We start from the raw sequence: 24924 nt of genomic DNA on the forward strand, positions 1-24924 counted from the left end.
TCGGATTCGGTAAGCCGAACCGGTTCGGGCGAAATGACCACTTTGCCTTCGTCATTCCTATTTAGCACCTAAGCTGGCTATTTTTTTTAGGTTCTCATCTATTGACAAAGCCAGTTTGATCAGATAAGGATTTTTTTTCTGCTAATATACGCACATCCCGGTCATTTGGCCTTGCCGGGAGAACCCGGCGGCCGATGCCCCGTTTCGGTTCAAAAGATTAATGATTCTATCAGATTTGCTGCGCGGAGGCAGCTGATGACACCAAGTGAGCAAACTACTGCGGTAGAAGATTATAAAAAAACATATCAGAAGGGAGGGATTGATCATCTTTAGGGGATACAGGCCGGCCCCCTTTTTTGTTGGGGAATGCCGGCGGTTTATTTCTGACACCTCAGCTTATTAACGGGTTTTATTCAAAGGAGGTAAAATTGGGCTTTGAAATTTTCAAGGAATCCTATGCGGGCGGCATAAAGGAGATATCCATCGGACAAGGGGAAAAAGCCGTCACGATTGGCGGCGAGTCATGCTACCCCTTTTATCAATTTGAAGGGAGCATGCCGAATAAACCCAGAATCGCTATGGAAGTTTGGGACATGGACCCCGGGGAAGAATGGCCGGAATCCGCCAAGGCGCCTTTTAAGGACGTGCTGGGCGATGCGGCTGCCTGGGCTAAAAAATGCGTGGATCAGTACGGCGCACAAATGATCGTTTTACAACTCAAAAGCACGGACCCGAACGGCAAAGACGCCAGCGCTGATGACGCCGCGGCAACGATTCAAAAAGTCTTAGCCGCCGTCAAGGTGCCGTTGATCATCTGGGGGTCTGCGAACACCAAAAAAGATGAAGTCGTTTTAAAAGCACTTGCCGAGAAGTTTGATGGAAAAAAATTGGTGCTGGGACCGGTGGAAGACAAAAACCACAAAGCCATCGGTGCTGCGGCCATGGGCTATGGCCACACGGTCATTTCCTCCTCACCGATCGATGTAAACCTTGCCAAACAGGTGAATATTCTGTTGGAAAACCTCGGTATGCCGCTGGATCGTATGATTGTCGATCCCACGACCGGCGGTTTGGGTTATGGCCTTGAGTATTCCTATTCGGTCATGGAACGACTCAGAATGGCGGCACTGGCACAAGGGGACGACAAGTTGCAGCTGCCGCTGATCAATAACGTGGCCAACGAGGTTTGGAAGTGCAAGGAAGTCAAACAGACCGTGCAAGACGCCCCGTCCCTGGGTGACCCGGAAAAACGAGGTATTCTGATGGAGTCCGTTGCGGCGGTCAGTTACCTGATGGCCGGATCCAATATTTTGATTATGCGTCATCCGGAAGCGATTCGGATGGTCCGTTCATTCATCGACCTGGTATCGGATGGTGGCAGTGCGTTGAGCGTGGCAGGGGCCAAAAAACAGTTGGATGATGTGGATATCGACTTTGCCGTATTGGCACCGGCGCCGGATTTGACGATTGCCGAAGATAAAAAGGCGGCGCCTGCTAAAAAAGAAGCCCCGGCGGCACCCAAAGCAGCCGAAGCGCCCAAGAAGGAAGCCCCCAAGGCTGCAGCCCCGGCACCTAAAGCGGAAGTAAAGGCAGCACCCGCGCCAGTCGTGGAAGCCAAGCCTGCTGCTGTTCCTGTCGTCGACAAGGCCGCTGAAGAGGCCGCCGCCAAAGCTGCCGCTGATGCCAAGGCAAAAGCGGAGGCGGACGCCAAAGCCAAAGCCGAAGCGGATGCCAAGGCAAAAGCGGCTGCCGAGGCAAAAGCCAAAGCGGAGGCGGAAGCCAAAGCCGCCGCAGACGTTAAGGCCAAATTGGACGCCGAAGAAAATGCCGTCCGCGAAAAACGCGCCAAAGAACGTGATGAACGGATGGCTCAACGGCAACCCGGCGAGAAGAAGGCTGTGTCCTTGACGGCTGCAGCGCAGCAACAATCAGAACTGGATAAAATTCTTGCCAGGCTCGATCGCGTTCACCGACGCGTTGCATAGGGCTTATGGACCCCATGTGGCAAAGACGACAGCCGGTAATAGCCGGGCCGCCTTTGCGACATTTATGATATGAGATAATGACACACAAACATGTGGAGGAACCACAAGTGACAGATAAAATTGAAAAAAAGGCTGAAAAAGAAGCCAAGAAAGCCGATCCGGTAAAGGCTTCTATGGATCTTGCGACCCAGATTATGATCGCACGCGCTCAGGAACTCGGTGTTGAAACCGTTTTTGACAGAGCTGAAAGCATGAAGCCCTGTAACATTGGGGTTCAGGGCACCTGCTGCAAAAATTGTTCAATGGGTCCCTGCCGGTTGCCCTTAACCAAATCCGTCGGAGACGGGCCGGATGAACGCAAAGGCCTCTGCGGCGCAACAGCGAACACCATTGCCGCAAGAAACTTTGCCCGCATGGTGGCCGGCGGCGCCTCCGCACACTCGGATCATGGCCGTTGCGTGGCCGAAGTATTTATGGCTGTGGCGCGAAAAGAGTCCGCGGATTATAAGATCAAAGACACGCAGAAACTTCTGGCGGTAGCTGAGGCCTTGGGCGTTGCCATCACAGTGAAAACTGATGACGGTACCGAAGCGGATCGGGATATGGATGAGATCGCTTTGGAAGTAGCCGAAATAGCGCTGGCCGAATGGGGCAAACCGGAAGGCGAGTTGCTTTATATGAAACGGGCACCGCAACCGCTTTACGAAAAATGGAAAAAAGCCGGCGTTCTTCCCCGAAATATCGATCGGGAAATCGTTGAAATCATGCATCGCACCCATATGGGGGTTGATCAGGATTATAAGAATATCGTCAAGCAGTGTACGCGCGCCGCGCTGGCGGATGGATGGGGTGGCTCCATGCTGGCGACCGACCTTCAGGATGTTTTGTTCGGAACCCCGTATCCGATACAGTCCGAAGCGAACCTGGGCATCATGAAGGAAGATCATGTCAACATTATCATTCATGGTCATGAGCCGGTTCTTTCCGAGATGATCGTGGCTGCTGCTCAATCCAAGGAAATGGTTGATTACGCCAAGAGCATGGGGGCCAAGGGCATTCAGTTGGGCGGCATCTGTTGTACTGGAAACGAAATGTTGCAGCGCCACGGCGTGCCGCCGGCAGGCACCTTCCTTCAGCAGGAACTTGCCATCATCACCGGCGCCTGCGATGCCATGGTGGTCGATATTCAGTGTATTTTTCAGAACCTGGCCAATGTCGCTAAATGCTTCCACACCAAATTGATCACCACGCATCCCATTGCCCGTATGGAGCAGGACAATGTGATTCATATTGAATTTGATGAGCATCATGCCATGGATGACGCCAAGCGGATCGTCCGCATGTCCATCGAAAATTTTAAAAACCGCCGCACAGAGGTCATGATTCCCCGCCAGAAAGCGACACAGATTGCTGGGTTTGGGGTTGAATCCATTAAATACCATCTGGGTGGCACCTTCAGGGGTAGCTATTACACGCTCAATGACAATATTATCAACGGCCGGATTCGCGGCATTGCCGGTGTTGTCGGTTGCAACAACGCCAGAACCCGTCATAATGAGGGGCATATTCTGGTGGTCAAGGAATTGATCAAAAATGACGTCGTTGTTCTCACCACGGGATGCAACGGCATTGCCTGCGCCATGGAAGGACTGTTGACGCCGGAAACCGCTGCGGTATTCTGTGGCCCTGGTCTGAGAGAAGTCTGCGAGACCGTCGGCATTCCGCCGGTTCTGCACATGGGCTCCTGTGTGGATAACAGCCGAATTCTGCTGGCGGCAACCGAAGTGGTGAAGGCGGGCGGTCTTGGAAAAGACATATCCGATCTACCGGTGGCCGGCAGCGCGCCGGAGTGGATGAGTGAAAAAGCCATTTCCATCGGACATTATTTTGTCACCTCAGGCGTCTATACCGTATTCGGCGTCACCTTCCCGAGTAGCGGCGCTCCCGTCTTTGAAAACTATCTGTTCAAAGACCTGGAAAAGACTTATGGCGGCATGTGGGATTTTGAAATTGACCCGATCAAACATGCACACAAGATGATCGCCCATATCGACAAAAAGCGTAAAGCCCTCGGCATCGACAAAGCCAGAGAGCGCGTTCTGATGGATATGGCCGACCGGCAAAAATTGGAGGCAATATAATTTCGGCTGGAAGCCGTTAATTGTCTTTGACTGAACACTGAATCATCAATCCTCAACGAAGGAGGAAAAAATGTCCAAATTAGTCGCATTTGCCGCTATACAAGGTGGCTACAATATCGTTTCCAAAGTCGAAGGAGAATACCAGAAAGCCCTGGAGACCTTTGACGCCTCCACAAAAGTCGGGTTTCCCAACACCGCTTATTATCTGCCGGTGATTTACTCCCTTCTGGGAATTAAAGTTGAAACCCTGGAAGACATGAAAAAGCCGTTGGAATTTGCCCGCAAGCTGTTACCGCCCCATGTTAAAGGCGCCAATCACCTGCCGTACCTCGGCCCCCTTTTGGATGCCGGTATGGCGGCATTGCTGGCTTTTGAAATCAAGGAAGCCATCCGGTATCTGAACCAACCGGATTTTTATCTCCACTCGGAAGATATCGATGAAGACGCCGGCAAAATCTGGCTGGGCGCTGCGGACGATACGGTTTTCCGTAAACGCGGCGTGGAATTTGTCGATGGCTCGGCCCCCGGGTTTGCCGCGATTGTTGGAGCAGCACCGAATCCCGAAATCGCCAAATTGATTGTTGAAGACTATCAGAAACGAAGCCTTTACATCTTTCTGGCAGCCAATCATAACGGCACCACAGTTGCTCAGCAGTTGCTGGAAGCCGGCGTTCAAATCGGCTGGAATACCCGTATTGTTCCCTTTGGCCCGGATATCTCCTCCGCCATTTTCGCGCTCGGGTTCGCCAACCGCGCCGCCATGGCCTTTGGTGGTGTGCAGCCGGGTGATTACAAAAAAATGCTGCTATATAATAAGGACAGAATCTTTGCCTTTGTAAACGCGTTGGGTGATGTAGGCACCGAATGGGGCGCTGCGGCAGCCGGTTGTGTGAACTGGGGCTTTCCGACGCTCGCGGATACGGATATTCCCGAGATTCTTCCTACGGGTATCTGTACCTATGAACATGTGGTCGCCAATGTTCCGCATGCTGAAATGTGCCAGCGCTCGGTCGAGGTTCGCGGTCTAAAGGTCACGGTATCTCAGATCGACATTCCGCTGGCGTTCGGCCCCGCCTATGAAGGGGAACGGGTTCGCGGCAAGGATCTGTATGCGCAATGCGGCAGCAAGACCCAGTGTACGGAGCTTGCGAAGATGGCCGAAATGAATGAAATCGAGGACGGCAAGGTGGAGATCATCGGACCCGATGTTACGGAACTTAAAGAGGGCGCCACCTTCCCGATGGGTATCTACGTTCAGATCGCGGGCCGGGAATTTCAGACGGATTTCGAACCGATTCTCGAACGTCAGATTCACCACCTGGTCAACTACATTCAGGGCGTCATGCATGCCGGTCAGCGCGATATCTCCTGGATTCGGATTAGTAAATCTGCCATGGAAAAAGGATTCAGCCTGAAACATATCGGTAAGGTGCTGCATGCCAAATTCCATCAGGATTTCCAGAAGATCGTCGACAAAGTACAGGTCACGCTCTTCACAAAACAAGAGGATGTGGACAAACTAACCGCCAGGGCCCGCGGGGAATATAAGCTGCGGGATGAGCGGGTGGAAAAGATGACGGACGAGGATGTCGAGACTTATTATTCTTGTACGCTGTGCCAGTCCTTTGCGCCGAGCCATGTTTGTTCGGTCAGTCCCGAGCGGACCGGTCTTTGCGGTGCCTATAACTGGATGGACTGCAAGGCCTCTTTCGAAATCAATCCGACCGGCCCGAACCAGCCCATTGAAAAGGGTGAATGTATCGATCCGAAACTCGGCCAGTGGAAAGGTGTTAATGACTTTATTCAAAAAGCCTCCCGCGGCGCTGTTACGCATTATAATTTCTACTCCATGGTTGTTGATCCCATGACGACCTGTGGGTGTTGTGAATGTATCGCGGCCATGCTGCCGTCCTGTAATGGCGTTATGACCGTCAGCCGTGATTATGCCGGCGAAACGCCCTGCGGGATGAAGTTTACGACGCTGGCCGGTGTTATGGGCGGCGGGGCCTCTTCTCCCGGGTTCGTGGGCCACTCAAAATACAATATCACGCAGCGGAAGTTTATCATCGGAGACGGCGGATTGCTGCGCATGGTCTGGATGCCCAAAATCCTTAAAGACGAGCTTAAAGACCGCTTGATTAAACGCGGAGAAGAAATGGGTGTTCCGGATCTGTTCGACAAAATTGCGGATGAAACGGTCGGAACGACAGAGGAAGAAGTGTTGGCGTTCCTGCAGGAAAAGGGACATCCCGCACTTTCCATGCCTTCGATCATCGGTTAATCGGCCGGCACGGGCAAGCGGACGGTCCTTCGCGCCAGCCCACTGCGTGGAAATTGACGGATGATGTATAAGGACTTAACAACAAACGCGGGCATATAAAAAACACCGCCGGATGCGCTTACCGGTCCGGCGGTGATACGCTGCGCGTAACAATATAAGGAGACAAAAATGGCATTAACCGGAATTCAGATATTCAAACTCCTGCCGAAAACAAATTGCAAGGAATGCGGCGTTCCCACATGTCTGGCCTTTGCCATGAACCTGGCATCCGGCAAGGCGGAGCTGGACAGCTGCCCTTACGTATCTGACGAGGCCCGGGCTCAACTGGCGGAAGCCGCCGCCCCGCCGATCCGACCCGTTGCAATCGGAAAAGGGGTTCGGGCGTTTACCGCCGGCGGAGAAACCGTATTATATCGCCATGAAAAAACCTTTTTCAACCCGACGGCTTTGGCTGCTACGGTACCCTCCGACATTGCGGCCGATGCGCTGAAAGCAAAACTTACCGCATGGAACGCGTTGCAGTATGAGCGCGTGGGGCTCAACCTGAGACCCGAACTCGTGGCGGTAAAGGATGTGAACGGCGATGCCGCGGCCTTTGCCAAAACAGCCAAAACAGTGGCGGAGACCTCGGAATTCAATGTGATTCTGATGACTCAGGACGCTGCCGTAATGAAGGCCGGTATTGAAGCAGCCGGCTTTAAGAAACCGTTGATGTATACAGCCACCGCAGCCAACGTGGATGCGTTCGGCGCCCTGGCCAAAGAAAATAATCTGCCGTTGGCTGTCAAAGCGGACAGTGTGGAAGCGCTCATTCCGCTGACCGATAAACTGACCGGCCTGGGGCTAAAAGATCTCGTCATTGATTCAGGTGCTAGAGAAATCAAGAAAAACCTGGAAGACAATATTGTCATTCGACGGGCGGCCCTTAAATCGGCAAATCGTGCACTGGGCTTTCCGACCATTAATTTCGCAAGTGAAATGGCCTCCAACTTGGACATGGAAACGCTCATCGCCAGCATGCAGATTGCCAAGTACGGCGGCATTATCGTCATGTCCGATTTCGCAGCGGAAGGGGTTTTCCCGTTGCTTCTGGAACGGCTCAATATTTTCACCGATCCTCAGCGGCCCATGACCGTAACGGAAGGCATTTACGAGATCGGGAATCCGAATGAGAACTCACCGGTGCTTGTCACCACGAATTTCGCCTTGACGTATTTTATCGTTTCCGGTGAAATTGAAGGCAGCAAAGTTCCCGCATGGTTGCTCATAAAGGATTCCGAGGGGCTGAGCGTTTTGACGGCGTGGGCGGCCGGCAAATTTTCCGGCGATGATGTGGGTGCGTTTGTGAAAAAGTCCGGCATCATGGACAAGGTTAAACATAAAGAGCTGATTATTCCGGGCTATGCAGCGGCGATCGCCGGCGATGTGGAAGAAGAACTCCCCGGATGGACTATCACGGTCGGACCGCGCGAAGCCGCGCATCTTCCGGCATTTCTTAAATCAAGATAAGCGCTGAGCTTGCTGTAATCTCGTTTTTCAGGGCCTCTTTTTTCAATGCAAGAGGTCCTGAGAACCTTTCGATCGGTGGGGGCACCTGCCGAGGCGCTTAATGTTCATTGAAGGAGGAAATATGTTACTCATCGGCGAAAGTTTGAACGTAATTTCAAAGAAAATAGGGAAGGCGTTCAAAGAAAGAGATCCGAAACCGATCCAGGAAGAAGCACTGTTTCAAAAACAAAAAGGGATGGATTACATTGACATCAACCTGGGGCCGGCCAAAAAAGACGGCCATGAATTGATGCCCTGGGTGGTGCAGGTGGTGCAGGAAGTCGTTTCCGATATTCCGTTGGTCCTGGATACTTCCAATATCGCTGCCATCGAAGCGGCGCTGAAAGTTGTCAAGCCCTGTGGCACCCCGCACATGATCAACTCCATTATGTGTCGTCCGGAACGCTATGAGAAAATGGTTCCCATGGCTGCGGAATACAATGCCGATTTTATCGCCCTGATGTGGGGCCCCGAGGGCTTGCCCCGGGATGAAAACGAGCGGGCCGCGCTCTGTGTCGAATTGCTCTATTTTGCCAATGAAGCCGGCATTCCCAATGAAAAAATCTGGGTGGACGGTATCGTTACCCCCGTTAACATTCAGCAACCCCAGGCTATCAGTCTGATGAACTTTCAGTCGATGATTCCGGAGATGGCTCCGGGCGCGCGCAGCACCTGTGGACTCTCCAATATTTCCAACGGCGCGCCGGATCACCTGCGCCCGATTATCAACCAGACCTACATGGTCATGCTGCAAAAGCACGGCATGCAGTCGGTGATTGCCGATCCGCTCGATGACCGTCTGATCGCCATCGCAAAAGGCCAACGTCAGGACATCGTGGATCTTATCTACGGCATGATGGATGGCGTGGATCCGAATATGGCCGGCCTGACCAAGGAAATGCAGGATTTTGCCAAAACCGTCAATATTATTACGGGGAAAGCCCTGTACTCCGATTCATGGCTTGATATTTAATCGGTTTCCGGTTTAAAGTCAAAGCCTCCTCTGTTTTAAGGGGAGGCTTTTTTTGTTTTTTAAGAACGTTAACGCATTATTGCCACGGAGGGCACATGCTGGTACTGACACGGAAGGTCGGTGAGAAATTGCTGATCGGCGATGATATCATCGTTCAGGTGATAGAGGTGAATCGCGGGAACATTCGCCTCGGTATTGAAGCGCCGGGACACGTTTCCATCATGCGCTTTGAGGTGTACGAACGAATCCGGGAAGAGAATGTGAAGGCTGCTAGCCCAAAAGCCGCTATGGATATTCAACGGGTGGCTGATCTTTGGAAAAAAAATAAAGGGGAAAACCATTGAAGATTGAAACAAGGCAGTTCGGTACGATGGTCATTGAGCCGGAAAAAATATACACCATGCCGGGGGGCATGCCGGGGTTTCCGGGCATGAAGCGGTTTGTGATCCTCAAGCGAGAGGAGATATGGCCGTTTTACTGTTTGCAATGTATCGATGATTCGGAATTGTGTTTTTATATTATGGACCCCATTTTGTTTAAAGCGGATTATGCCATCAATTTGTCCCAAACGGCCAAAGAGGCCGGCTGGGAAGGGGATTTGGAAGCCATTAAACTCTACGTGATCGTTAATACGTCCGCCGGGGTTCCGGAAAAGATAACCGCCAATCTTCTTGGGCCGCTTTTGATCCATATCAAGCGGTTCGAAGCGGTGCAACTCGTCCTTCACGACAGCAACTATTCTCACCAGCACCCGATTTTTGAAACACGATAACGTCTACACCTTTTTATCGAACAAGATGCCGATCATCTCTTCAATTTTAGCGGCCAGGTTCAGCACCTCTTCGGACGGAATTTCCCGTATCAATTTTTCGGTGGTTTTATCCATAATTTTGATCATGGTCCGGCCGGTTTTATCATGCATTGAAAACTGAATCCTGATATTATGAATGGATTCGATGTCCTGCTCAAGCGCTGCCAGCATTTTCTGTGTAACTTTGCTTGCCTTCTCCTCTGCCTCAACGGGAATCGCCTGCTCTGGAGGGAGTTTCGCGGAACTGTTCGTGCTCGGCATTTCGGCCGTTGCTGCGGCTTTTACCGGAACAACGTGGGGGGGGGGCAACTCCCCTCCGTTTTGCACTTTCGACGCAGTCTGCGTGATGGTTTCAAACATGGTATCACCCCACTTTCCTTGTCATACTAAACCGTATTAAGCGTTAGCGGCCCATTCATCCAACCTTGTCATGACCGCATCAAAGGTTTTTCCGGAAATTTCCGGCAGCGTGCCGCCCAATGCTTCCCTGGCCTGATCAAATCCTTTTGAAACGGCTTCCTTTATCCGATCCAGCGTGCCGGCGTCCCTTCCGGCTGAGGCAATCGCAAAGGTAACGATACGGTCTGATGTTTGATCAACCCCCCAAAAGCCGTCATCGGCAATTAACGCTTGGGCTTCGGCCTGTGTTTCATCGTCTATTTCAACCGGCGCTCCAGCCATTGCCGCTTCCCAGGTGACCCCCTGGCGTTCAAGAAGCCTTACCACCAGATCCCGCAGGTCGGTTACGCCGGTAATATCCGAATCGTTGTCGATTTTACCGGAACGCGTATAGGTGACAGCTGCCAATGTTTCTTCTTGAAAAGACACGGAATAGTCTGACTGGAGGTTTGATTTGGCGCTGTTGATTTTTCCTTTTTCCGGTTCTTGGAGCGGAAAAGCCTTTTGAATATCGCCGGCACCGTCGATTCGGTTAATCATCTTGCACCTCGGTTTTGATTACCGCGGCCCATAGGCCGTTGCCAATTTTCGTTTATTTTTTGAAACTTGTATTTTTTCAATATAATGCTCTTTTTTAAGTTCAAGTTCCTGAACGACGGTATCCACGCCGGACTTGATCTTTTGCAGCAACGGCAGCAGTGACGGGTCATGGCAGTCACCAGCGCCGGCGAGTTGATTCATAATCTCTTGATGCACCGCCATCATGGAAGCCACGGCGCCATCATCGATCTCGCCACTCAGCGCCGTCATCATCTGCGTGGTTATGTCATTAAGCCGAAGAAAAAGTGTTTCATGAATGTCAGATGGCACAGCTAACCCTCTCCATGGGACGATGCATTTCAAGCCCGGGCGTTTGCACCGACGCGCTGATCGTATTTTTTTGCTGTTGAAGGGCTGCTTCAAACCCCTCTTTCAAGGTCAGCAGAATAGTTTCCGCACGGTCCAACGACTTCAAATCATTATGAATGTTTCCGCTTGTGAGCTGCGCCATCACATACCGGTATAAGCCTCTTAATTGCAGGGATAGTGCGCCGCCCTTGTCCATGTCCAGTGCGCAATCGAGTTCGGTAATAATCGCCATGACTTTGGAGATATTTTCACCGCGAATTTTGGGAGAGTTTTCAATAAGTCCCCGCTTGGCGTTGGCGATAAATTTAAGCGTACCGTTATACAATTTTAAAAGGACCACGCGGTTATCTTCGATCGTATTGCCTGCTGATTGCCTGTATGCGTTGCATCCCGTCTGGTACATCAAACCCCTCCCTTTCTATATGCTATCAAATGCCACTTACTATCAAAGTCCCGCTTGTTTTATGTCGGCCTGCCGACTGGCGACTGTATTTCAGACTATCTATTCGCAATGGACGTGTTCAGGTTTTGCAGGCTGGTGATCTGTTGGGTCAGATAGTTGCCGGTCGTCTGATACTCGCTCAGCAGCAATTCAAGTGCGTTGAACTGCGCCCGGATACGCGATTCTGAAGCGGTAACACGCGTTTCTATCCGATCAACGTCCTCCTGAATCCCATCGATACTGTTCTGGATTCCTTTTTGCCGGGCCGTTATGGACCCATTAATGGAATTGAGCATCGAATCCAGCTCGTCACGCATTCGTACCGAAAAGCCTTCCTCACCATCGCTGGTATGGGAGAAAAACTGGACAACGCCGTTAAAATTTTCTTTCAATGCGCCAGTCAACGTAGCGGTGGTCATTTTCAGTTTACCATCCACGTCCCGGCTGATGCCCAGATCTGCAAGCCTGCCGACCGAATCCATGCCGGTGCTATTCGAATTGAGAACGGCACTGAGGCGTCTCTGGATCAGCTTGGCCGTCGCGTCCCCCAATAGCGGTCCGCCGGTGCCGCTGGTTTTATCAAAGCGCTGGTTTGTCGTAAAAAAATCGACCAATTCGTTATAGGCCGAAATAAAGGCGTCAACCGACGACACAACAGCAGCACTATTACGGCCGATCGAGAGTTGCGTTGATTCGGTGTCCGGGTCGTCGTGGGCGTTTACCAGCTCGATCGTAACGCCGGTAATCACGTCATTCAGCGTATTGGAAGCCCGCTTGATACCGGAAACCCCGTCCACATCAATGGTGGCATCAAGGGCCGCCTGGTTTTCAATGAGATTTTCCGTCACGCCCTTTTCATAGGCTAATCGCGACAGGCCGCTATCGTTCGTATGGTTGCTGTCGCCGGTGTCATCAACGGTTACCTTGATCACATTCGCTTCGCCGGTTTTGGCAGTCGTCAGCGAAAGAAAATAATGGGTGCCGTCATAAATAACGCCGGCCGTCACGTCTCCTTCTTTGGCATTGACGGCATCGGCCACATCCTGGATGGTGCTGCCGTCTGCCACATCAACCATCATTTCGGCGCCGGCGCCCACTTGGATGGTCAGTGTTCCCTCACCGACGCTTTCTTCCTCTTCAAAGCCGGTGCTGGTCAGTTTATGCACCTGGGCCAGGTTGTGGACGGTGATGTTGAAAGAACCGGTAATCGCATCGCTGGAGGCTGAAACCGTGAAGATGTCGGTGTTCGCGGAAGACGCTGAAAATTTCGTGAAATCTTCTGCCTTATCGAGTCCGTTAAGGGCCGAGTCGAGACTGCTCAATGCACTCCGAAGGCTCCCGTAGGCGGAAAGCTTGAGCTGAAAGTCTGCTTCTTTGCTCTGAAGCTGAAGAATCGGGCGGCGTTCTATGGTTACGAGCTGCTCGATAATGCTGTCGGTGTCCAGGCCCGACATCAGACCGCCAACGGAAATCGACATGACGAAAACTCCTCTTAAAAAAGGTTGTGAGTGACCAATCGTGAGTCCCGGGTTTATTGCGATGATCTTGTCTTATTTATCAACAAAATCCGTTGAACTCGATTAACGCAATAAACTTAATTTGTTTCTATAAAAATTAAGCAATATGTGTGCCAAGTTAATGTTGATTGCGACTTTCTTTTCCTGGCTTTTTATAGAGGCTTACGATTCGCCACGCACAACTTTTTTCCCATCGCGGTTTCTGATTCCCGATGCTTGCTCAAATCGGGTGGGGAGTAGGAATAAAATTCCTACTCCCCTGAAACACGATTCTCTTTCGATTACTGAAGCAGACTCAACGCGGCCTGGGGCAGTTGGTTGGCCTGTGCCAGCATGGCAATACCTGCCTGTTGCAGGATTTGCCCTTTGGTCAGGTTTGCGGTTTCAAGTGCAAAGTCCGCATCCAGAACCCGGGAACGGGCAGCGGAGATGTTCTCCGAGACGCTTTGCAGATTGGCGATGGTGGATTCAAAACGGCTCTGAATGGCACCAAGATCGCCACGGATGCTGCCTACCTGGCTAATCGCCCCGTCAATGACGGAAATGGCGGCATTGGAACCTTCGACCGTGGAGATATCAACTGAGTTCATCTGACTCAGGGCGGGAGAAACGCTGCTTACGCCACCATAGGCCAGATCCGCACCACCCAGCGTGTAGTTTTCCGCGGAGCTCAGGGTCAGTGTGCCGCGGGTGGTTACGCCGTCGCCATCTGCCGCGGCAGTGCCTCCAGCGGCTGCTCCAGCTGCAAGTGCGCCGGCGTTGGTTGCTGCAGGTTCGCTAATTCCCAAAGTGCCTGTTCCTACAAGCGTTGATGTCAGGACAAGGGTAGTTGCGGTTTTTGCTCCGGTATCCACCGTGGTATTTCCCGCTGCTCTCTGGGTATCAATTGCCCCTTCCAATGCGGTTATCGAATCTGCCGCAGCTCCGCCGGCGACAATCACTACAGCGACGTTCCCGGCGGCTTCGACAGCAGCTTGGCCTGCAGCGTCAGTAAATTCGTATGTGAGGTTGTCAATTTTGACCTGGTCGGTTATTGTGAGACCGGTCCCTGAGCCTTCGACAGCGGCATCAAAGGTTAACGTACTAGATTCATTTCCACTGGCATTCCCAGCAGCAGAAACATCCAGACCGATCGCATTCTGAATCTTCTGAGCGGTGGCAGAATCCACGGTGCCTGCTGTCAAAGCAATATCGCGGCCATCTGAAGTGGACAGGGTCAATGCGCCGGTTGATGCGCTGGCGGTTGCCGTAACGCCCGTCTGATTGGAGATGGCGTTGATGGCATCGGCAGCCGTGCGGCCCTGGGTGACGGCACTGGTACTTTTGGCGATGGATCCCACCGCGATACCATTAATTAGCAGATCCCCATTAGCCAGGCCGATCCCTGCATTCGGGGCGGCACCGGTTAGTGAGTTACTTGCTGTGGCGGTGACACCGGTCTGGTCGAAAACACTATTGATGGCAGTGGCTTTCGCGGTGGCGCTGCCGGCGGTGACACCTGCGGCACTCGTAGCCGCCGAGACGCCCACTTCTACCCCATTGATGGTAAATCCATCGCCATCAAATGCAGACGCAGTTACCGCCGTTCCCGTGGCCTGATAAGAACCGAGATCACTTGTTCTCGCCCCCGTGATTCCAAAGGAAATGGTTTGATTTGCATCGGCACCGACCTGGAACTGGGCGGTCGAAAAGGAGCCGTTCAGAAGGCCCTTGCCGTTGAACTTCGTGGTTTCAGCGATTCGGTCCATCTCTGAAATCAACTGGCTCGCTTCTGCCTGTAGCGCCTGGCGGTCAGAGGAGCTGTTGGTGTCGTTTGCGGACTGGATCGACAATTCGCGTAATCGTTGCAGAATATTGGTGGTTTCCTGCAGGGCGCCTTCCGCCGTCTGGGCAAGAGAAATGCCGTCATTGGCATTTCTGGCAGCCTGATTCAAGCCGCGGACCTGAGAGGTCATCCGGTTTGTGATCGCAAGGCCGGCAGCGTCGTCTTTAGCGCTGTTGATGCGAAGACCGGAAGATAACCGCTTCAGTGAAGTGTTTAGCATGCCCTGGGAACTGTTGAGGTTTCTCTGTGCGTTCAATGAAGCGATGTTGGTATTGACTGATAGTGTCATAATGTTTTTCCTCCATGAAATTAAGATGTGTTTGGTTTCGGCGTCCTTGCCGTGGGTTAGTTGTTATTACGCTGAACCGAATCTTTGCTGCTTTTTCTTTTTTTGTCCCGACCTCCTTTCCGATTCGAGTTTTTCACGTTTAATCCCCTTATCGGAGTCGGCCTGGTTTTCTTTAGCGGTTTTTTTCAAGAAATAACGTAACTACTCAGGAATACAGAATTCAGGAGCCAGAATTCGAAATAATGCACTAACCACCTGAATCTTCATTCAACTATATTAATCCAGCTGCTTTCAGTTGTTTTAATTCTGAATTCTGGATTCTGTCTCCTGGCTACTGAGCAGTTACGAAATAACATTCTCATAAAAAGGTTGAGACGGCTTGATATTGTGCCCCTTACAGCGAAGATGTCACTCATTGACGGATTTTCTTGAACATAGCGGCGAGTCTGATAATTACGAATCAGCAGATGCGATTGAGAAGGCAGGGTAGGGGCCACTAAGTCAGGTTGCGAATATCCCGCCATTCAAAATTATATTTGCAAATTGGGTAACAAGCCCTCAATTTGTAAAAAAAAGCAGGGATACGCAGGCCGGTAGTGGAAAGGAACCAGGTTGGGACGGGAAATTGAATTAAAACTGTTGGTCCATGACGATTGGAAGGACCGGATATCAAATCATCCGCTGGTAAAGCGCTTTGCCGTGGGAAAAGCGAGCTGGCACCAGCTGTTCAATATTTATTATGATACGCCCGATTTTCAGCTGTATTCCCGGGGAATGGCCCTGCGCGTTCGAAAAGAAGAGGGGGGGCAACTTGTCCAAACCCTGAAGACCGCAGGCGAGGTCGTCGGGGGAATGAGCCATCGCGGCGAATGGGAATGGCCGTTGCCGAATGACACCCTGCAACCGGATTTAATTCCGCATCAGTTATGGCCCCCGGGGGTGGTAAAGGGTGGTGCGGACATACCGATTCCTTTGTTTCACACGGACTTTGAGCGGTCAAGGCAATTGCTGTACATACCTGCCGGTGCGTTGACATCGAATCAGGCCGAGGCGAAAATAGAACTGGCCTTTGACCGCGGGCTGGTGCGGGCCATCATATCAGACGAAAAGCGCACGGATAAGATTTTTGAAATCGAGATGGAATTAATGCTCGGGAAGCCAGAGACGCTTTTTGATCTCGCGTTGCTCCTCACTGCTGGTTTTCCGGTTCAGCCCTGCGATATCAGCAAGGCCGAGCGGGGGTACCGGTTGCTGGGGGCGCAACGGTTTTCGAAGGATGAGTATCCTGACAGGTTGCCGCTGATGAATGCGCCGGTTGAAACCGGCTTTTTCGACGAAATGACCTGGTCATTCGGGGTTTGGGTTCAACGGCTTGAATATTTTCAGTATTCCGGGAATCCGGCCCATCTTGCCGCTGCCGGACGCGCCATCGAGCGCATGGGCATGCTGATGACTTTTTTTAATTCGATGTTACCGGAATCGCAGACACGGCAGTGGCAAGAGATTCTGGCTACGGTAGCGGAACAATGCCGCAAGAAAGTGATTCCCGATGGAACCGGCGCGGTCATGCTGGCCTTAGCCAAGTGGATTTATTGCCGAGAGTGGCTGAATCAACAGTAGGGGCGAACCTGTGCGCGCGCCTATTGCCGTTGTAGGGGCGGACCTGTGTGTCCGCCCCTACGGTGATTGCGACGCCATGGATGTTGTTTTCATTAACAAACCGGTAATGCGCCCCAACAAACCGCTAATACGCCCCGTTAATCTTAGATGATATGACGTCTGATAAGATATATTATGTAAACTTTAAATTTTGGCTGGCGATATATTCCCTGACCTTCGGTACGACAAAAATGGTGTCGATGGGAAGCTGGCCCAGAAACGCCGCCAGAACCTGATTCTTTTTTGAAATGGGCAAATGTTTATCAATAATGAATCGTTGCTGGCCGTTAACTTTGCAAAAGCCGCTTTTAACATGAATTCCGGTGGCCTTGAAATTCTGTTCGGATATCTTAATATCCAACTTTTCAGCCAGGTCCTTTAATTGCTGAAATAATTGTTCGGGATTCATGGCCGGTTCGCTTTTCGTTGACAGTTTGGGGCTCTCTTGATATTTACCCGATACGTATTATGTTAAAATGAAATCGAATTCATCAAGTTATATAAGTTCTCAGTTTATATAAGTTCTCAGTGTTAAGTGTTAAGATTGCAAAAACGGGAACACACCCATTCCTTAACACTTAAAACTTAAAACTTAAAACTTTCAGGAGGAAAAAATGCAGACGGTATCTTACCAAGGCACTCAGGCGCAGGTTCGGGTCAATGAATTTGTCCGCAGTGTTTATAACTGGATGATGGTCGGATTGGCGTTGACCGGATTTGTAGCGTATTTTACAGCCCATAACGAATCCTTGCTACAGTTGATTTATCAAAATCGTCTCGTGTTTTTTGCGCTGATCATCGCAGAACTCGGATTGGTATTTTATATCAGCGCTCGAATCAATCGATTGGCCGCCTCTACAGCCACGGGGCTTTTTGTGCTCTATTCCGCGTTAAACGGGTTGACCCTCTCGTTTATTTTTCTTGTTTATACGAGTTCATCCATCACCTCAACTTTTTTTATCTGTGCAGCCACCTTCGGCGCATGTAGCATTTATGGATGGATGACCAAACGGGATCTGACATCGATGGGTGGATTTATGACCATGGGCTTGATCGGCATCATCATTGCCTCCGTGGTCAATATGTTTTTACAAAGCAGCGGAATGGCCATGATTATTAGCTATATCGGTGTGCTGGTCTTTGTCGGCTTAACTGCTTATGATACACAGAAAATCAAAACCATGGCCATGAGCCAACCGGTTGGCGCTGAGGCCGGGGTTATACGGAAAGCTGCTATTTTGGGCGCGCTTTCACTATATCTTGATTTTATCAATCTTTTCTTGATGCTCCTTCGTATTTTCGGTGGCAGCAGAGAATAAGATGTTGACATAAAATTGACCGAATTCATTAAAAAAAGGCCCTATCACAGCCGTTGATAGCGGCTTTTTTTTATTTATAAGAACATACACTATCTTGTGGCTATATATCGGTTGACACCCAAGATGGTCTGAATTATGCTGCTGCAGTCAAACAGGCTGCTAAAAAAAGACTAAGAGTAAACGATCACGGAAAGGATGACACATCTTGAAAAAAGTGCTTATTTGCTTATTCCTTGTTTTGGTTATGGCATCGCAAACACTAGCGAGAGAGACTAGAAAGCCCCGGAAAACAACTCCTCAAAAGGCCGCTTCAGCACAAAAAGCGTCGCCTCAAAATCAACCTCCTTTTAAGGCCTTAATGGTAATGGAGGCGAGCACCGGCAAGGTGCTTGAAGAAATTAATCCGCATCTGAAACATCCTTTAGCCAGCGTCACCAAACTGATGCTTGCCAGTGTCGTCATGGAAAAACTGCAATCCGGAGCGATTCAGCTTACAGAGATCGTTACTACCTCAGCGGAATCCGCCCGAATGGGCGGCAGTCAGGTATATTTAAAAGAGGGCGAGCGCTTCACACTTGAAGAAATGATGAAGGCCGTCATGATTGCTTCCGGCAACGATGCGGCTCATGCGGTCGCCGAACACATTTCCGGTACGCAAGAGGCTTTTGCGGAAGAAATGAATAAAAAGGCGCAAAAGCTGGGTATGAATGATTCCGAGTTTCACAGCGCCCATGGATTGCCGCCCGGTCCCGGTCAAAGTGAAGACATCAGTTCCTGCCACGATCTGGTGCTGTTGGCAAGGGATCTGCTCAACTATCCGAAGCTTCTTGAATGGACCGCCGTTCGGAGCGAACCGTTCAGAGACGGCGCTTTTATCATGCACAACCACAATAAGATCATTGCCAAACTGCCCGGTACGGACGGGTTTAAGACGGGATTCTATTCAAAAGCAGGATTTAATGTCGTGGCAACCGCTCAAAAAGACGGACTCAGGCTGATCGTCGTGGTTTTGGGCGGTCCGAGCGCCAAAATCAGAGACGCCGTGGCTATTGAAAAGTTTAAAAAATACATGGCAAAATACCGTATGGCGGCACTTGTTAAAAAAGGCCAGGATCTTGGAGACGCTGTTTCTCTTCCCGATGGCGAAACGCAATCAATACAGGCCGTCACCGCTTCTGATTTTTCCTATCCCGTTATAAAGGAAAAAATAGCCGATATTAAAAAGGAAATTCATTTGCCCAAAGAAATTGAAGGGGGCGTTGAGGCGGGTCAAAAACTTGGGGAAATTGTCTTTATGCTGGAAAAAGAGATGTTAGGCAAAGTGGATCTCATTTCTCCGGCGCGCATAGGAGAGGCCGGTTTCTTCACCAAGGTTCTCAGGCGGGTCGGTTTCGATTAAATGTCCCTTTATCCTTAGTAAATCAGAAAATGCCTATGTGCCCGGTAAAGAGAATCAAAACAAAGACAAGGAGAATATGGCCCATAGTCTTGCTCTTTTTGCTGGTCGTCGGTCTATGCGTTTGGGGCGGGGTCCTTGCCCTCGATGAGATTAATACCTATAAGGGCCAGGCGCGCATTTTATCGCAAATGGCCTCGCGGATGCAATTTGAACTTGCCGATGGCCCCTCTTCCCGCCCGCTTTCAGCGCCTGCTGGCCCGTACGATATGCGCTTTGGGTATACGCGCTTACCCGATATAAAAAGCAGAATGGAAAAAAGCGGCTATGTCATTTCAAGAGAGGTTCGACCGTCTGATTCCATGCTGAAATGGAGCCAATGGGGGGGCTTCCCGATTTTTCATGAAAAAACAGTATCAGGGCTGACGCTATTGGATCGGATGGGGGAGGAAATCTATGCCAGAAAGTACCCCCGGAACACCTTTTCATCGTTTTCCGAAATTCCGCCGGTGCTGGTGGAGATGCTTCTTTTTATCGAAAATAGAGATCTTCTCGATCCGCAAAAGCCCTTGATGAATCCCGCAGTGGCATGGGAAAGGTTGGCAAAGGCGTTATTTGATAACGCCCTTCAGCTTATTGTTCCCAGCCATTCCGCGGCGGGTGGAAGTACACTTGCCACTCAAACTGAAAAGTTCAGGCATTCCCCTGAAGGCGTTACGCATACAGCAAGGGATAAGCTTTACCAGATGGCCTCCGCCTCACTCAGAGGCTATCTGGATGGTGAAAATACACTTCAAGCCCGCAAGAATATCGTCCTTAATTATATTAATTCCATTCCGCTGGCCGCTCAGCCGGATTATGGGGAAGTCAACGGGTTGGGAGATGGTTTGTGGGCCTGGTTCGGGGCCGACTTAAACCGAGTGGCGACACTGTTCAGGGATCTCGATGCCACTTCAAACGGATACTCGATCAACAAAAAAGCCTTGGCGGTCAAGCAGGTGTTGAGCCTCTTTTTGGCCCATAGGCGTCCCAGCCACTATCTGATCGGAAAGCGAGATGATTTGGAAGCGCTTTGCGAGACATACCTTGATCTTCTTTCCAGTCAAGGGATTCTTTCAAAAGCTATTTGCAGTTCGGCTTATGGCCAGTCGCTGCCGTGGCGTTCGAGCCCACCGCCATCTCCTGCCATGACTCAGGTCGAAAAAAAAGCATCGAATACCAATCGAATTCAACTTCTTTCGCTTCTCGGGGTGAAAAAACTCTATGAGCTTGACCGCATGGATTTGACAGCCAAAAGTACCCTTGATTTAACTGTTCAGACTGCGGTGAGCGAAGAAATCATGCGCCTGCATGACCCCGCCTATTTGACGGAAAAAGGGCTTTACGGGTATCGCCTGTTGGGAAAAGGTGACCCCAAAAAAATCACCTACGGTTTCACCTTGTACGAAAAAACACCGCGGGGAAATGTCCTGCGGGTCCAAACCGACAATTATGATCAAGCCTTGAATATTAATGAAGGGGTTAAAATGGAGCTGGGCTCGACCGCCAAGCTGAGAACCCTGGTCACCTATCTAGAGATTGTGTCCACCCTGTTTGACCGTTACAGCCAAATGGCGCGCTATGATTTACTCGCCGTGGAAATACCGCCAAGAGACACCCTGACCGCCTGGGCTATTTCATATCTGATCGGTACTCAGGAGCGAAATCGGCTGCACATGCTCAATGCCGCCATGCAGCGCACCTACTCGGCCTCCCCGGCTGAGGGATTTTTCACCGGCGGCGGGCTGCACAGCTTTGAAAACTTTAACCCGCAAGACAATTATCGTACTGTGACCGTTATCGAAGGGCTTCGATATTCCATCAACATGGTTTTTATCCGCTTGATGCGCGATATCGTGCGGTACTATATTTACAATCCGGTAAATGGCCCTGGCGCGCATCTGCGTGACCCCCTCAATCCGCAGCGGCGGGCCTACCTTGAAAAGTTTGCCGATCTTGAGGGAACCAAATTCGTCAGAATGTTTTATCGGAAATACGCCGGAAAATCTCAGTCGCAAATTTTATCCACAGCGCTTCAGTCGGTTTCACCGGTCCCCGCGCGCCTCGCCTATGTGTGCCGTTTTTTGGCGCCGGAAATGGAATTGGATGAATTTGCGGAAGAGGTAAAGGCCCATCTTCCCAAGTTCACCTTAACCGACGACTTGGTTCAAAAGCTTTACTGGCAATCCGACCCGGACCGTTTTACCCTGTCAGACCGTGGGTATCTTTCCAGAATGCATCCGCTTGAACTCTGGGTGGCGGACTTTCTGCGAAATAAACGCGAGGCAAGCTTGCAGGAAATTCTAACGGAAAACGCATCGGTCCGGCAGGAAGTATATAAATGGCTGTTCCGATCTTCTCAAAAAAGAGCCCAAGACCAGCGCATCTACACCATGCTGGAAATTGAAGCCTTTGTTCAGATTCATCAAGCCTGGAAACAAGTCGGCTATCCCTTCGGAAGCCTGGTTCCCTCCCTGGCGACCGCGATCGGTTCCTCCGGAGACCGGCCTGCCGCGCTGGCGGAGCTGATGGGGGTTATCGTCAACCGGGGAATTCGCATGCCGCTTTACCGGATTGAAACATTAGTGTTCGCGGCCGGGACGCCTTATGAGGTTCACTTCGAGCGCGGCGCACCGGTGGCGCCGGAGAAAATCTTGGAACCCGATATCGCCGATGTGCTGAAAGATGCGCTTAGCCAGGTCGTTGAAAGCGGCACGGCACAAAGAGCCTTCAGATCATTTGTGGATCCGGACGGCACCGTCATTCCCCTTGGCGGCAAAACCGGAACGGGGGATAACCGATACGAAAAATTCGGGCGCGGTGGAAATATTATTTCATCAAAGGTGTTAAACCGTTCTTCCACCTTTGTGTTTTTTCTGGGAGATCGATTTTTCGGGGTTGTTTTGGCTTATGTGGACGGGCCCAACGTGGCTGCTTACGATTTCACCAGTGCGCTTCCGGTGACCTTGCTAAAGATCCTTGTCCCTCGAATAATGCCGTTATTTCACTTATGAGGCATTTCCCCAAGCAGGCAATCGAATGGATGGATTTAAACAAAAAAAACCTGCCAAGGGTTCGGCAGGTTTATGGTAAGGATGGTGGTGGAGATGAGGGGGATCGAACCCCTGACCTCAGCATTGCGAACGCTGCGCTCTCCCAACTGAGCTACATCCCCACGAAGTGAGCCGGTATATAGCAAATTGTTCGGACGGGGTCAATTTAAAAACGTGTCAACGGTTGATAAAAGCAAATTATTTTGAAAAGGTTTTTATATGAACAATATCTTAATATTAAATGATGCAATCAAAGGTTTTACATTAGATCAGGACAAGATCATAACCCCCGAAGAAACCGTCCGAAGGCTCAAAACCAAATTATCGCAACTAAATCTCGATATTCTCGACCGCGCTGAACGAATCGACAACGGGCGCTTGGACATTCCGGTCTATTTCAGTGTATGCGGGAAAGACGCGCTTTCCATTATCGGAACCAAAAAGCAGATGGGAAAAGGCGCAACCCTGCAGCAAGCAGAAGCCAGTGCGGTAATGGAGCTGGCCGAGCGCTTCAGCTTTTTCAGTTTTTGCAAGCAGCCAAATAATTTCGTTACAGCATGCTATAAAGCTATCAGGGACAAGGCCATTTCTTTTGACCTTATCGCCCGATCCGTTCATGACGACACCGGCGAGCTTGACATCACCCGTGGTTTTTTTGAAACCCTGCCCCTTCAATGGACCCGGGCATATAATTTAACCAAACAAGAAGAAGTGCTTATCCCTTTTACCTGGTTTTATGCCATCAACGAATTCAATGGCCCGTCCGCCGGTAATTGCCGGGAAGAAGCATTGATGCAGGGGATATCTGAAGTTATGGAGCGCCATGTCTCATCCCTTATCAGTCAAAACCGGCTGAGGGTGCCATCCATTCGGCCCGAATCGGTTACCGATCCGATCGTGCTTGACATGTTCCGTAAATATCGGCAAGCCGGAATTCAACTCTTTCTATCGGATTTTTCGCTCGATACCGGCATCCCTACGGTGGGGGTTCTGGCGTATGATCCGGCCACCTTTCCAAAATCAAGTGAAATCGTCTGGACTGCCGGAACAACCCCTGATCCACAAAAAGCGCTTAGCCGGGCATTGACGGAGGTCGCCCAGTTGGCCGGGGACTTTAATACCGCCGCCAATTACGTGGCTTCGGGCTTGCCCAAGTTTTCAACCCTTGCGGAAGCCGATTATGTCATGAATCCCGGAAAAGAAGTCGATATTCAAGACCTTCCCGATATCTCAAACCCCAATATTCGGATAGAGATTGAAAACTGCATTGCGGCCCTGGCCGATAACGGCATGGAGATTATCGTGATAGATACCATGCATTCGGAATTGAAGGTGCCGGCCTTTTACACCATTATTCCCGGCGCTCATTTCAGGGAACGGGCACGGGGTACCAGTGTCGGCATGTTTTGTGCTAAAATTGTCCATGAAAACGCTCAGCCGGCGCTCGCATTAAAAACGCTCAGGGAAATGGATAACAAATTACCGGGAAAATATTTCATTCAATTTTATATGGGAAGTTGCCTGCTGAACCTGGGTGATCCGCGGGCCGCCCTGCCCTATTTTAAAAAAGCGCTTTCGCTCCAACCGAACGAGCAGGATATCCCCAGTATATATTCTTATATTGGTGTTTGTTTGAAAGAAATGGGCCTGTACCGGGAAGCCATCAGCGTGCTTCAACAGGGAGAAACTTTTGATCAGGAACGTACCGACATATATAATCTCATGGGTTTTTGTCATTTCATGCTCAAAGAACATGAGGCGGCTATTTTAAATTTCAAGAAGGTGCTCGCGCTGAACCCCTCCTCGGCCATTGATTACGCCAACATTGCCTCAAATTACCGGGATATGGGCCATACCGACAATGCCATCCAGTATTATGAACTTGCGCTGGAATTGGATGCGGGAATTGATTTCGCCCGCATCAATCTGGAAAAATTGAGGGGCCAAAAGACATTCGTTTGACCGCGTGGCTTTTAGTATTATCTTAAGGGGCAAGCACGGTGAAAGGAAAATGCCATGACCAAATCAATTATCACCATTCCCAATATTTCTTGCGGACACTGTGTTCATGCCATTCAAAGCGAGCTCGTTGAAATGAAGGGAATCATCAGCGTATCCGGTGATCCTGCGAACAAAAAGATTGAGGTGCAATGGTCCGCGCCGGCCTCCTTAGAGGCGATTAAAATGCTGCTTAAAAAAATAAACTACCCGGCGGCAGCTGATTAGACCCGCTATCAGAAACACGCATGAAAGCGCGTGCTTCATCGGAGAAGGTTCTTAGCTTCCAAGCGTCCCAGCATTCCAGCCGCCCAGCTTCCGGCTTTGCCGGATTAAGGCG

General features: G+C 50.7%; 20 protein-coding genes and 1 tRNA gene. 13 read left to right on the forward strand and 8 right to left on the reverse strand.

Annotation, left to right across the window (positions count from 1 at the left end):
- Nucleotides 1–428 precede the first annotated feature (428 nt).
- From RBT11_03750 to fliW, 7 genes are all read left to right on the forward strand, one after another.
- On the forward strand, nucleotides 429–1985 hold the full coding sequence (locus RBT11_03750) for an acetyl-CoA decarbonylase/synthase complex subunit delta (protein ID MDX9785862.1): 1557 nt from the start codon (nucleotides 429–431) through the stop codon (nucleotides 1983–1985).
- Between the two features lie 173 nt (nucleotides 1986–2158).
- A complete protein-coding gene (gene cooS, locus RBT11_03755; GenBank protein ID MDX9785863.1) occupies nucleotides 2159–4126 on the forward strand; it encodes an anaerobic carbon-monoxide dehydrogenase catalytic subunit in 1968 nt (655 codons plus the stop codon).
- A gap of 70 nt (nucleotides 4127–4196) precedes the next feature.
- Nucleotides 4197–6407: an acetyl-CoA decarbonylase/synthase complex subunit alpha/beta gene (gene acsB / locus RBT11_03760; GenBank protein ID MDX9785864.1), complete on the forward strand. Its 2211-nt coding sequence runs from the start codon at nucleotides 4197–4199 to the stop codon at nucleotides 6405–6407.
- 168 nt (nucleotides 6408–6575) lie between these two features.
- Entirely contained in the window at nucleotides 6576–7916 is a 1341-nt protein-coding gene (gene acsC, locus RBT11_03765) for an acetyl-CoA decarbonylase/synthase complex subunit gamma (GenBank protein ID MDX9785865.1), read from the forward strand.
- 121 nt (nucleotides 7917–8037) lie between these two features.
- The gene (locus RBT11_03770; GenBank protein ID MDX9785866.1) at nucleotides 8038–8928 is read left to right on the forward strand and encodes a dihydropteroate synthase; all 891 of its coding nucleotides are present in this window, start codon (nucleotides 8038–8040) and stop codon (nucleotides 8926–8928) included.
- 95 nt (nucleotides 8929–9023) lie between these two features.
- Complete coding sequence (csrA, locus tag RBT11_03775) at nucleotides 9024–9272, forward strand: carbon storage regulator CsrA (protein MDX9785867.1); 249 nt, start codon at nucleotides 9024–9026, stop codon at nucleotides 9270–9272.
- Nucleotides 9269–9700 (forward strand): flagellar assembly protein FliW, encoded by a 432-nt coding sequence (gene fliW, locus RBT11_03780; GenBank protein ID MDX9785868.1) that lies wholly within the window; start codon nucleotides 9269–9271, stop codon nucleotides 9698–9700. Before csrA ends, fliW begins: the two co-directional genes overlap by 4 nt.
- Nucleotides 9701–9703: 3 nt before the next feature.
- On the opposite strand, the gene RBT11_03785 is transcribed toward fliW, so the two are convergent.
- The 6 genes from RBT11_03785 to RBT11_03810 form a co-directional block, all read right to left on the reverse strand.
- Nucleotides 9704–10099, reverse strand: coding sequence for a flagellar protein FlaG (locus RBT11_03785; GenBank protein ID MDX9785869.1), 396 nt, complete (start codon nucleotides 10097–10099; stop codon nucleotides 9704–9706).
- Between the two features lie 36 nt (nucleotides 10100–10135).
- Nucleotides 10136–10678: a hypothetical protein gene (locus RBT11_03790; protein MDX9785870.1), complete on the reverse strand. Its 543-nt coding sequence runs from the start codon at nucleotides 10676–10678 to the stop codon at nucleotides 10136–10138.
- Between the two features lie 18 nt (nucleotides 10679–10696).
- Nucleotides 10697–11008, reverse strand: coding sequence for a hypothetical protein (locus RBT11_03795; GenBank protein ID MDX9785871.1), 312 nt, complete (start codon nucleotides 11006–11008; stop codon nucleotides 10697–10699).
- Nucleotides 10998–11450 carry a flagellar export chaperone FliS gene (gene fliS / locus RBT11_03800; GenBank protein ID MDX9785872.1) on the reverse strand — a complete coding sequence of 151 codons (453 nt, stop codon included), beginning with the start codon at nucleotides 11448–11450 and terminating at the stop codon, nucleotides 10998–11000. The genes RBT11_03795 and fliS overlap by 11 nt, the downstream gene beginning before the upstream one ends.
- A 95-nt stretch (nucleotides 11451–11545) precedes the next feature.
- Nucleotides 11546–12967, reverse strand: coding sequence for a flagellar filament capping protein FliD (gene fliD, locus RBT11_03805; GenBank protein MDX9785873.1), 1422 nt, complete (start codon nucleotides 12965–12967; stop codon nucleotides 11546–11548).
- A 320-nt stretch (nucleotides 12968–13287) separates the two neighbouring features.
- Entirely contained in the window at nucleotides 13288–15120 is a 1833-nt protein-coding gene (locus tag RBT11_03810) for a flagellin (protein MDX9785874.1), read from the reverse strand.
- Between the two features lie 612 nt (nucleotides 15121–15732).
- Here RBT11_03810 and RBT11_03815 point away from each other — a divergent pair.
- Nucleotides 15733–16740: a CYTH domain-containing protein gene (locus RBT11_03815; protein MDX9785875.1), complete on the forward strand. Its 1008-nt coding sequence runs from the start codon at nucleotides 15733–15735 to the stop codon at nucleotides 16738–16740.
- A 172-nt stretch (nucleotides 16741–16912) separates the two neighbouring features.
- Here the strand turns inward: RBT11_03815 and RBT11_03820 are convergent, their stop codons facing one another.
- Nucleotides 16913–17188, reverse strand: a complete 276-nt coding sequence (locus RBT11_03820; GenBank protein MDX9785876.1) for a hypothetical protein — start codon at nucleotides 17186–17188, stop codon at nucleotides 16913–16915.
- Between the two features lie 205 nt (nucleotides 17189–17393).
- Here RBT11_03820 and RBT11_03825 point away from each other — a divergent pair, with 205 nt between their 5' ends.
- The 3 genes from RBT11_03825 to RBT11_03835 all read left to right on the forward strand — a co-directional run bounded on the left by RBT11_03825 (nucleotide 17394) and on the right by RBT11_03835 (nucleotide 22547).
- Nucleotides 17394–18098, forward strand: a complete 705-nt coding sequence (locus RBT11_03825; protein MDX9785877.1) for a Bax inhibitor-1/YccA family protein — start codon at nucleotides 17394–17396, stop codon at nucleotides 18096–18098.
- A gap of 358 nt (nucleotides 18099–18456) precedes the next feature.
- A complete protein-coding gene (locus RBT11_03830) occupies nucleotides 18457–19497 on the forward strand; it encodes a D-alanyl-D-alanine carboxypeptidase family protein (GenBank protein MDX9785878.1) in 1041 nt (346 codons plus the stop codon).
- Nucleotides 19498–19532: 35 nt separating this feature from the next.
- Nucleotides 19533–22547, forward strand: coding sequence for a transglycosylase domain-containing protein (locus RBT11_03835; GenBank protein ID MDX9785879.1), 3015 nt, complete (start codon nucleotides 19533–19535; stop codon nucleotides 22545–22547).
- 85 nt (nucleotides 22548–22632) lie between these two features.
- Here RBT11_03835 and RBT11_03840 read toward each other — a convergent pair.
- A tRNA-Ala gene (locus RBT11_03840) sits at nucleotides 22633–22708 on the reverse strand.
- Nucleotides 22709–22805: 97 nt separating this feature from the next.
- On the opposite strand from RBT11_03840, the gene RBT11_03845 reads away from it, so the two are divergent.
- Entirely contained in the window at nucleotides 22806–24548 is a 1743-nt protein-coding gene (locus RBT11_03845) for a YcaO-like family protein (protein ID MDX9785880.1), read from the forward strand.
- A 54-nt stretch (nucleotides 24549–24602) separates the two neighbouring features.
- Nucleotides 24603–24812 carry a heavy metal-associated domain-containing protein gene (locus RBT11_03850; GenBank protein ID MDX9785881.1) on the forward strand — a complete coding sequence of 70 codons (210 nt, stop codon included), beginning with the start codon at nucleotides 24603–24605 and terminating at the stop codon, nucleotides 24810–24812.
- Nucleotides 24813–24924 lie beyond the last annotated feature (112 nt).

This window comes from Desulfobacterales bacterium, assembly GCA_034003325.1.
Taxonomy (GTDB): domain Bacteria; phylum Desulfobacterota; class Desulfobacteria; order Desulfobacterales; family JAFDDL01; genus JAVEYW01.

Coding starts and splice junctions, on each gene's coding strand:
- cooS (MDX9785863.1), top strand. CDS start 2,159: ATGGATCTTGCGACCCAGATTATGATCGCACGCGCTCAGGAACTCGGT.
- acsB (MDX9785864.1), top strand. CDS start 4,197: ATGTCCAAATTAGTCGCATTTGCCGCTATACAAGGTGGCTACAATATC.
- acsC (MDX9785865.1), top strand. CDS start 6,576: ATGGCATTAACCGGAATTCAGATATTCAAACTCCTGCCGAAAACAAAT.
- RBT11_03770 (MDX9785866.1), top strand. CDS start 8,038: ATGTTACTCATCGGCGAAAGTTTGAACGTAATTTCAAAGAAAATAGGG.
- csrA (MDX9785867.1), top strand. CDS start 9,024: ATGCTGGTACTGACACGGAAGGTCGGTGAGAAATTGCTGATCGGCGAT.
- RBT11_03785 (MDX9785869.1), bottom strand. CDS start 10,099: ATGTTTGAAACCATCACGCAGACTGCGTCGAAAGTGCAAAACGGAGGG.
- RBT11_03790 (MDX9785870.1), bottom strand. CDS start 10,678: ATGATTAACCGAATCGACGGTGCCGGCGATATTCAAAAGGCTTTTCCG.
- fliS (MDX9785872.1), bottom strand. CDS start 11,450: ATGTACCAGACGGGATGCAACGCATACAGGCAATCAGCAGGCAATACG.
- fliD (MDX9785873.1), bottom strand. CDS start 12,967: ATGTCGATTTCCGTTGGCGGTCTGATGTCGGGCCTGGACACCGACAGC.
- RBT11_03810 (MDX9785874.1), bottom strand. CDS start 15,120: ATGACACTATCAGTCAATACCAACATCGCTTCATTGAACGCACAGAGA.
- RBT11_03820 (MDX9785876.1), bottom strand. CDS start 17,188: ATGAATCCCGAACAATTATTTCAGCAATTAAAGGACCTGGCTGAAAAG.
- RBT11_03825 (MDX9785877.1), top strand. CDS start 17,394: ATGCAGACGGTATCTTACCAAGGCACTCAGGCGCAGGTTCGGGTCAAT.
- RBT11_03830 (MDX9785878.1), top strand. CDS start 18,457: ATGGTAATGGAGGCGAGCACCGGCAAGGTGCTTGAAGAAATTAATCCG.
- RBT11_03835 (MDX9785879.1), top strand. CDS start 19,533: ATGTGCCCGGTAAAGAGAATCAAAACAAAGACAAGGAGAATATGGCCC.
- RBT11_03845 (MDX9785880.1), top strand. CDS start 22,806: ATGAACAATATCTTAATATTAAATGATGCAATCAAAGGTTTTACATTA.
- RBT11_03850 (MDX9785881.1), top strand. CDS start 24,603: ATGACCAAATCAATTATCACCATTCCCAATATTTCTTGCGGACACTGT.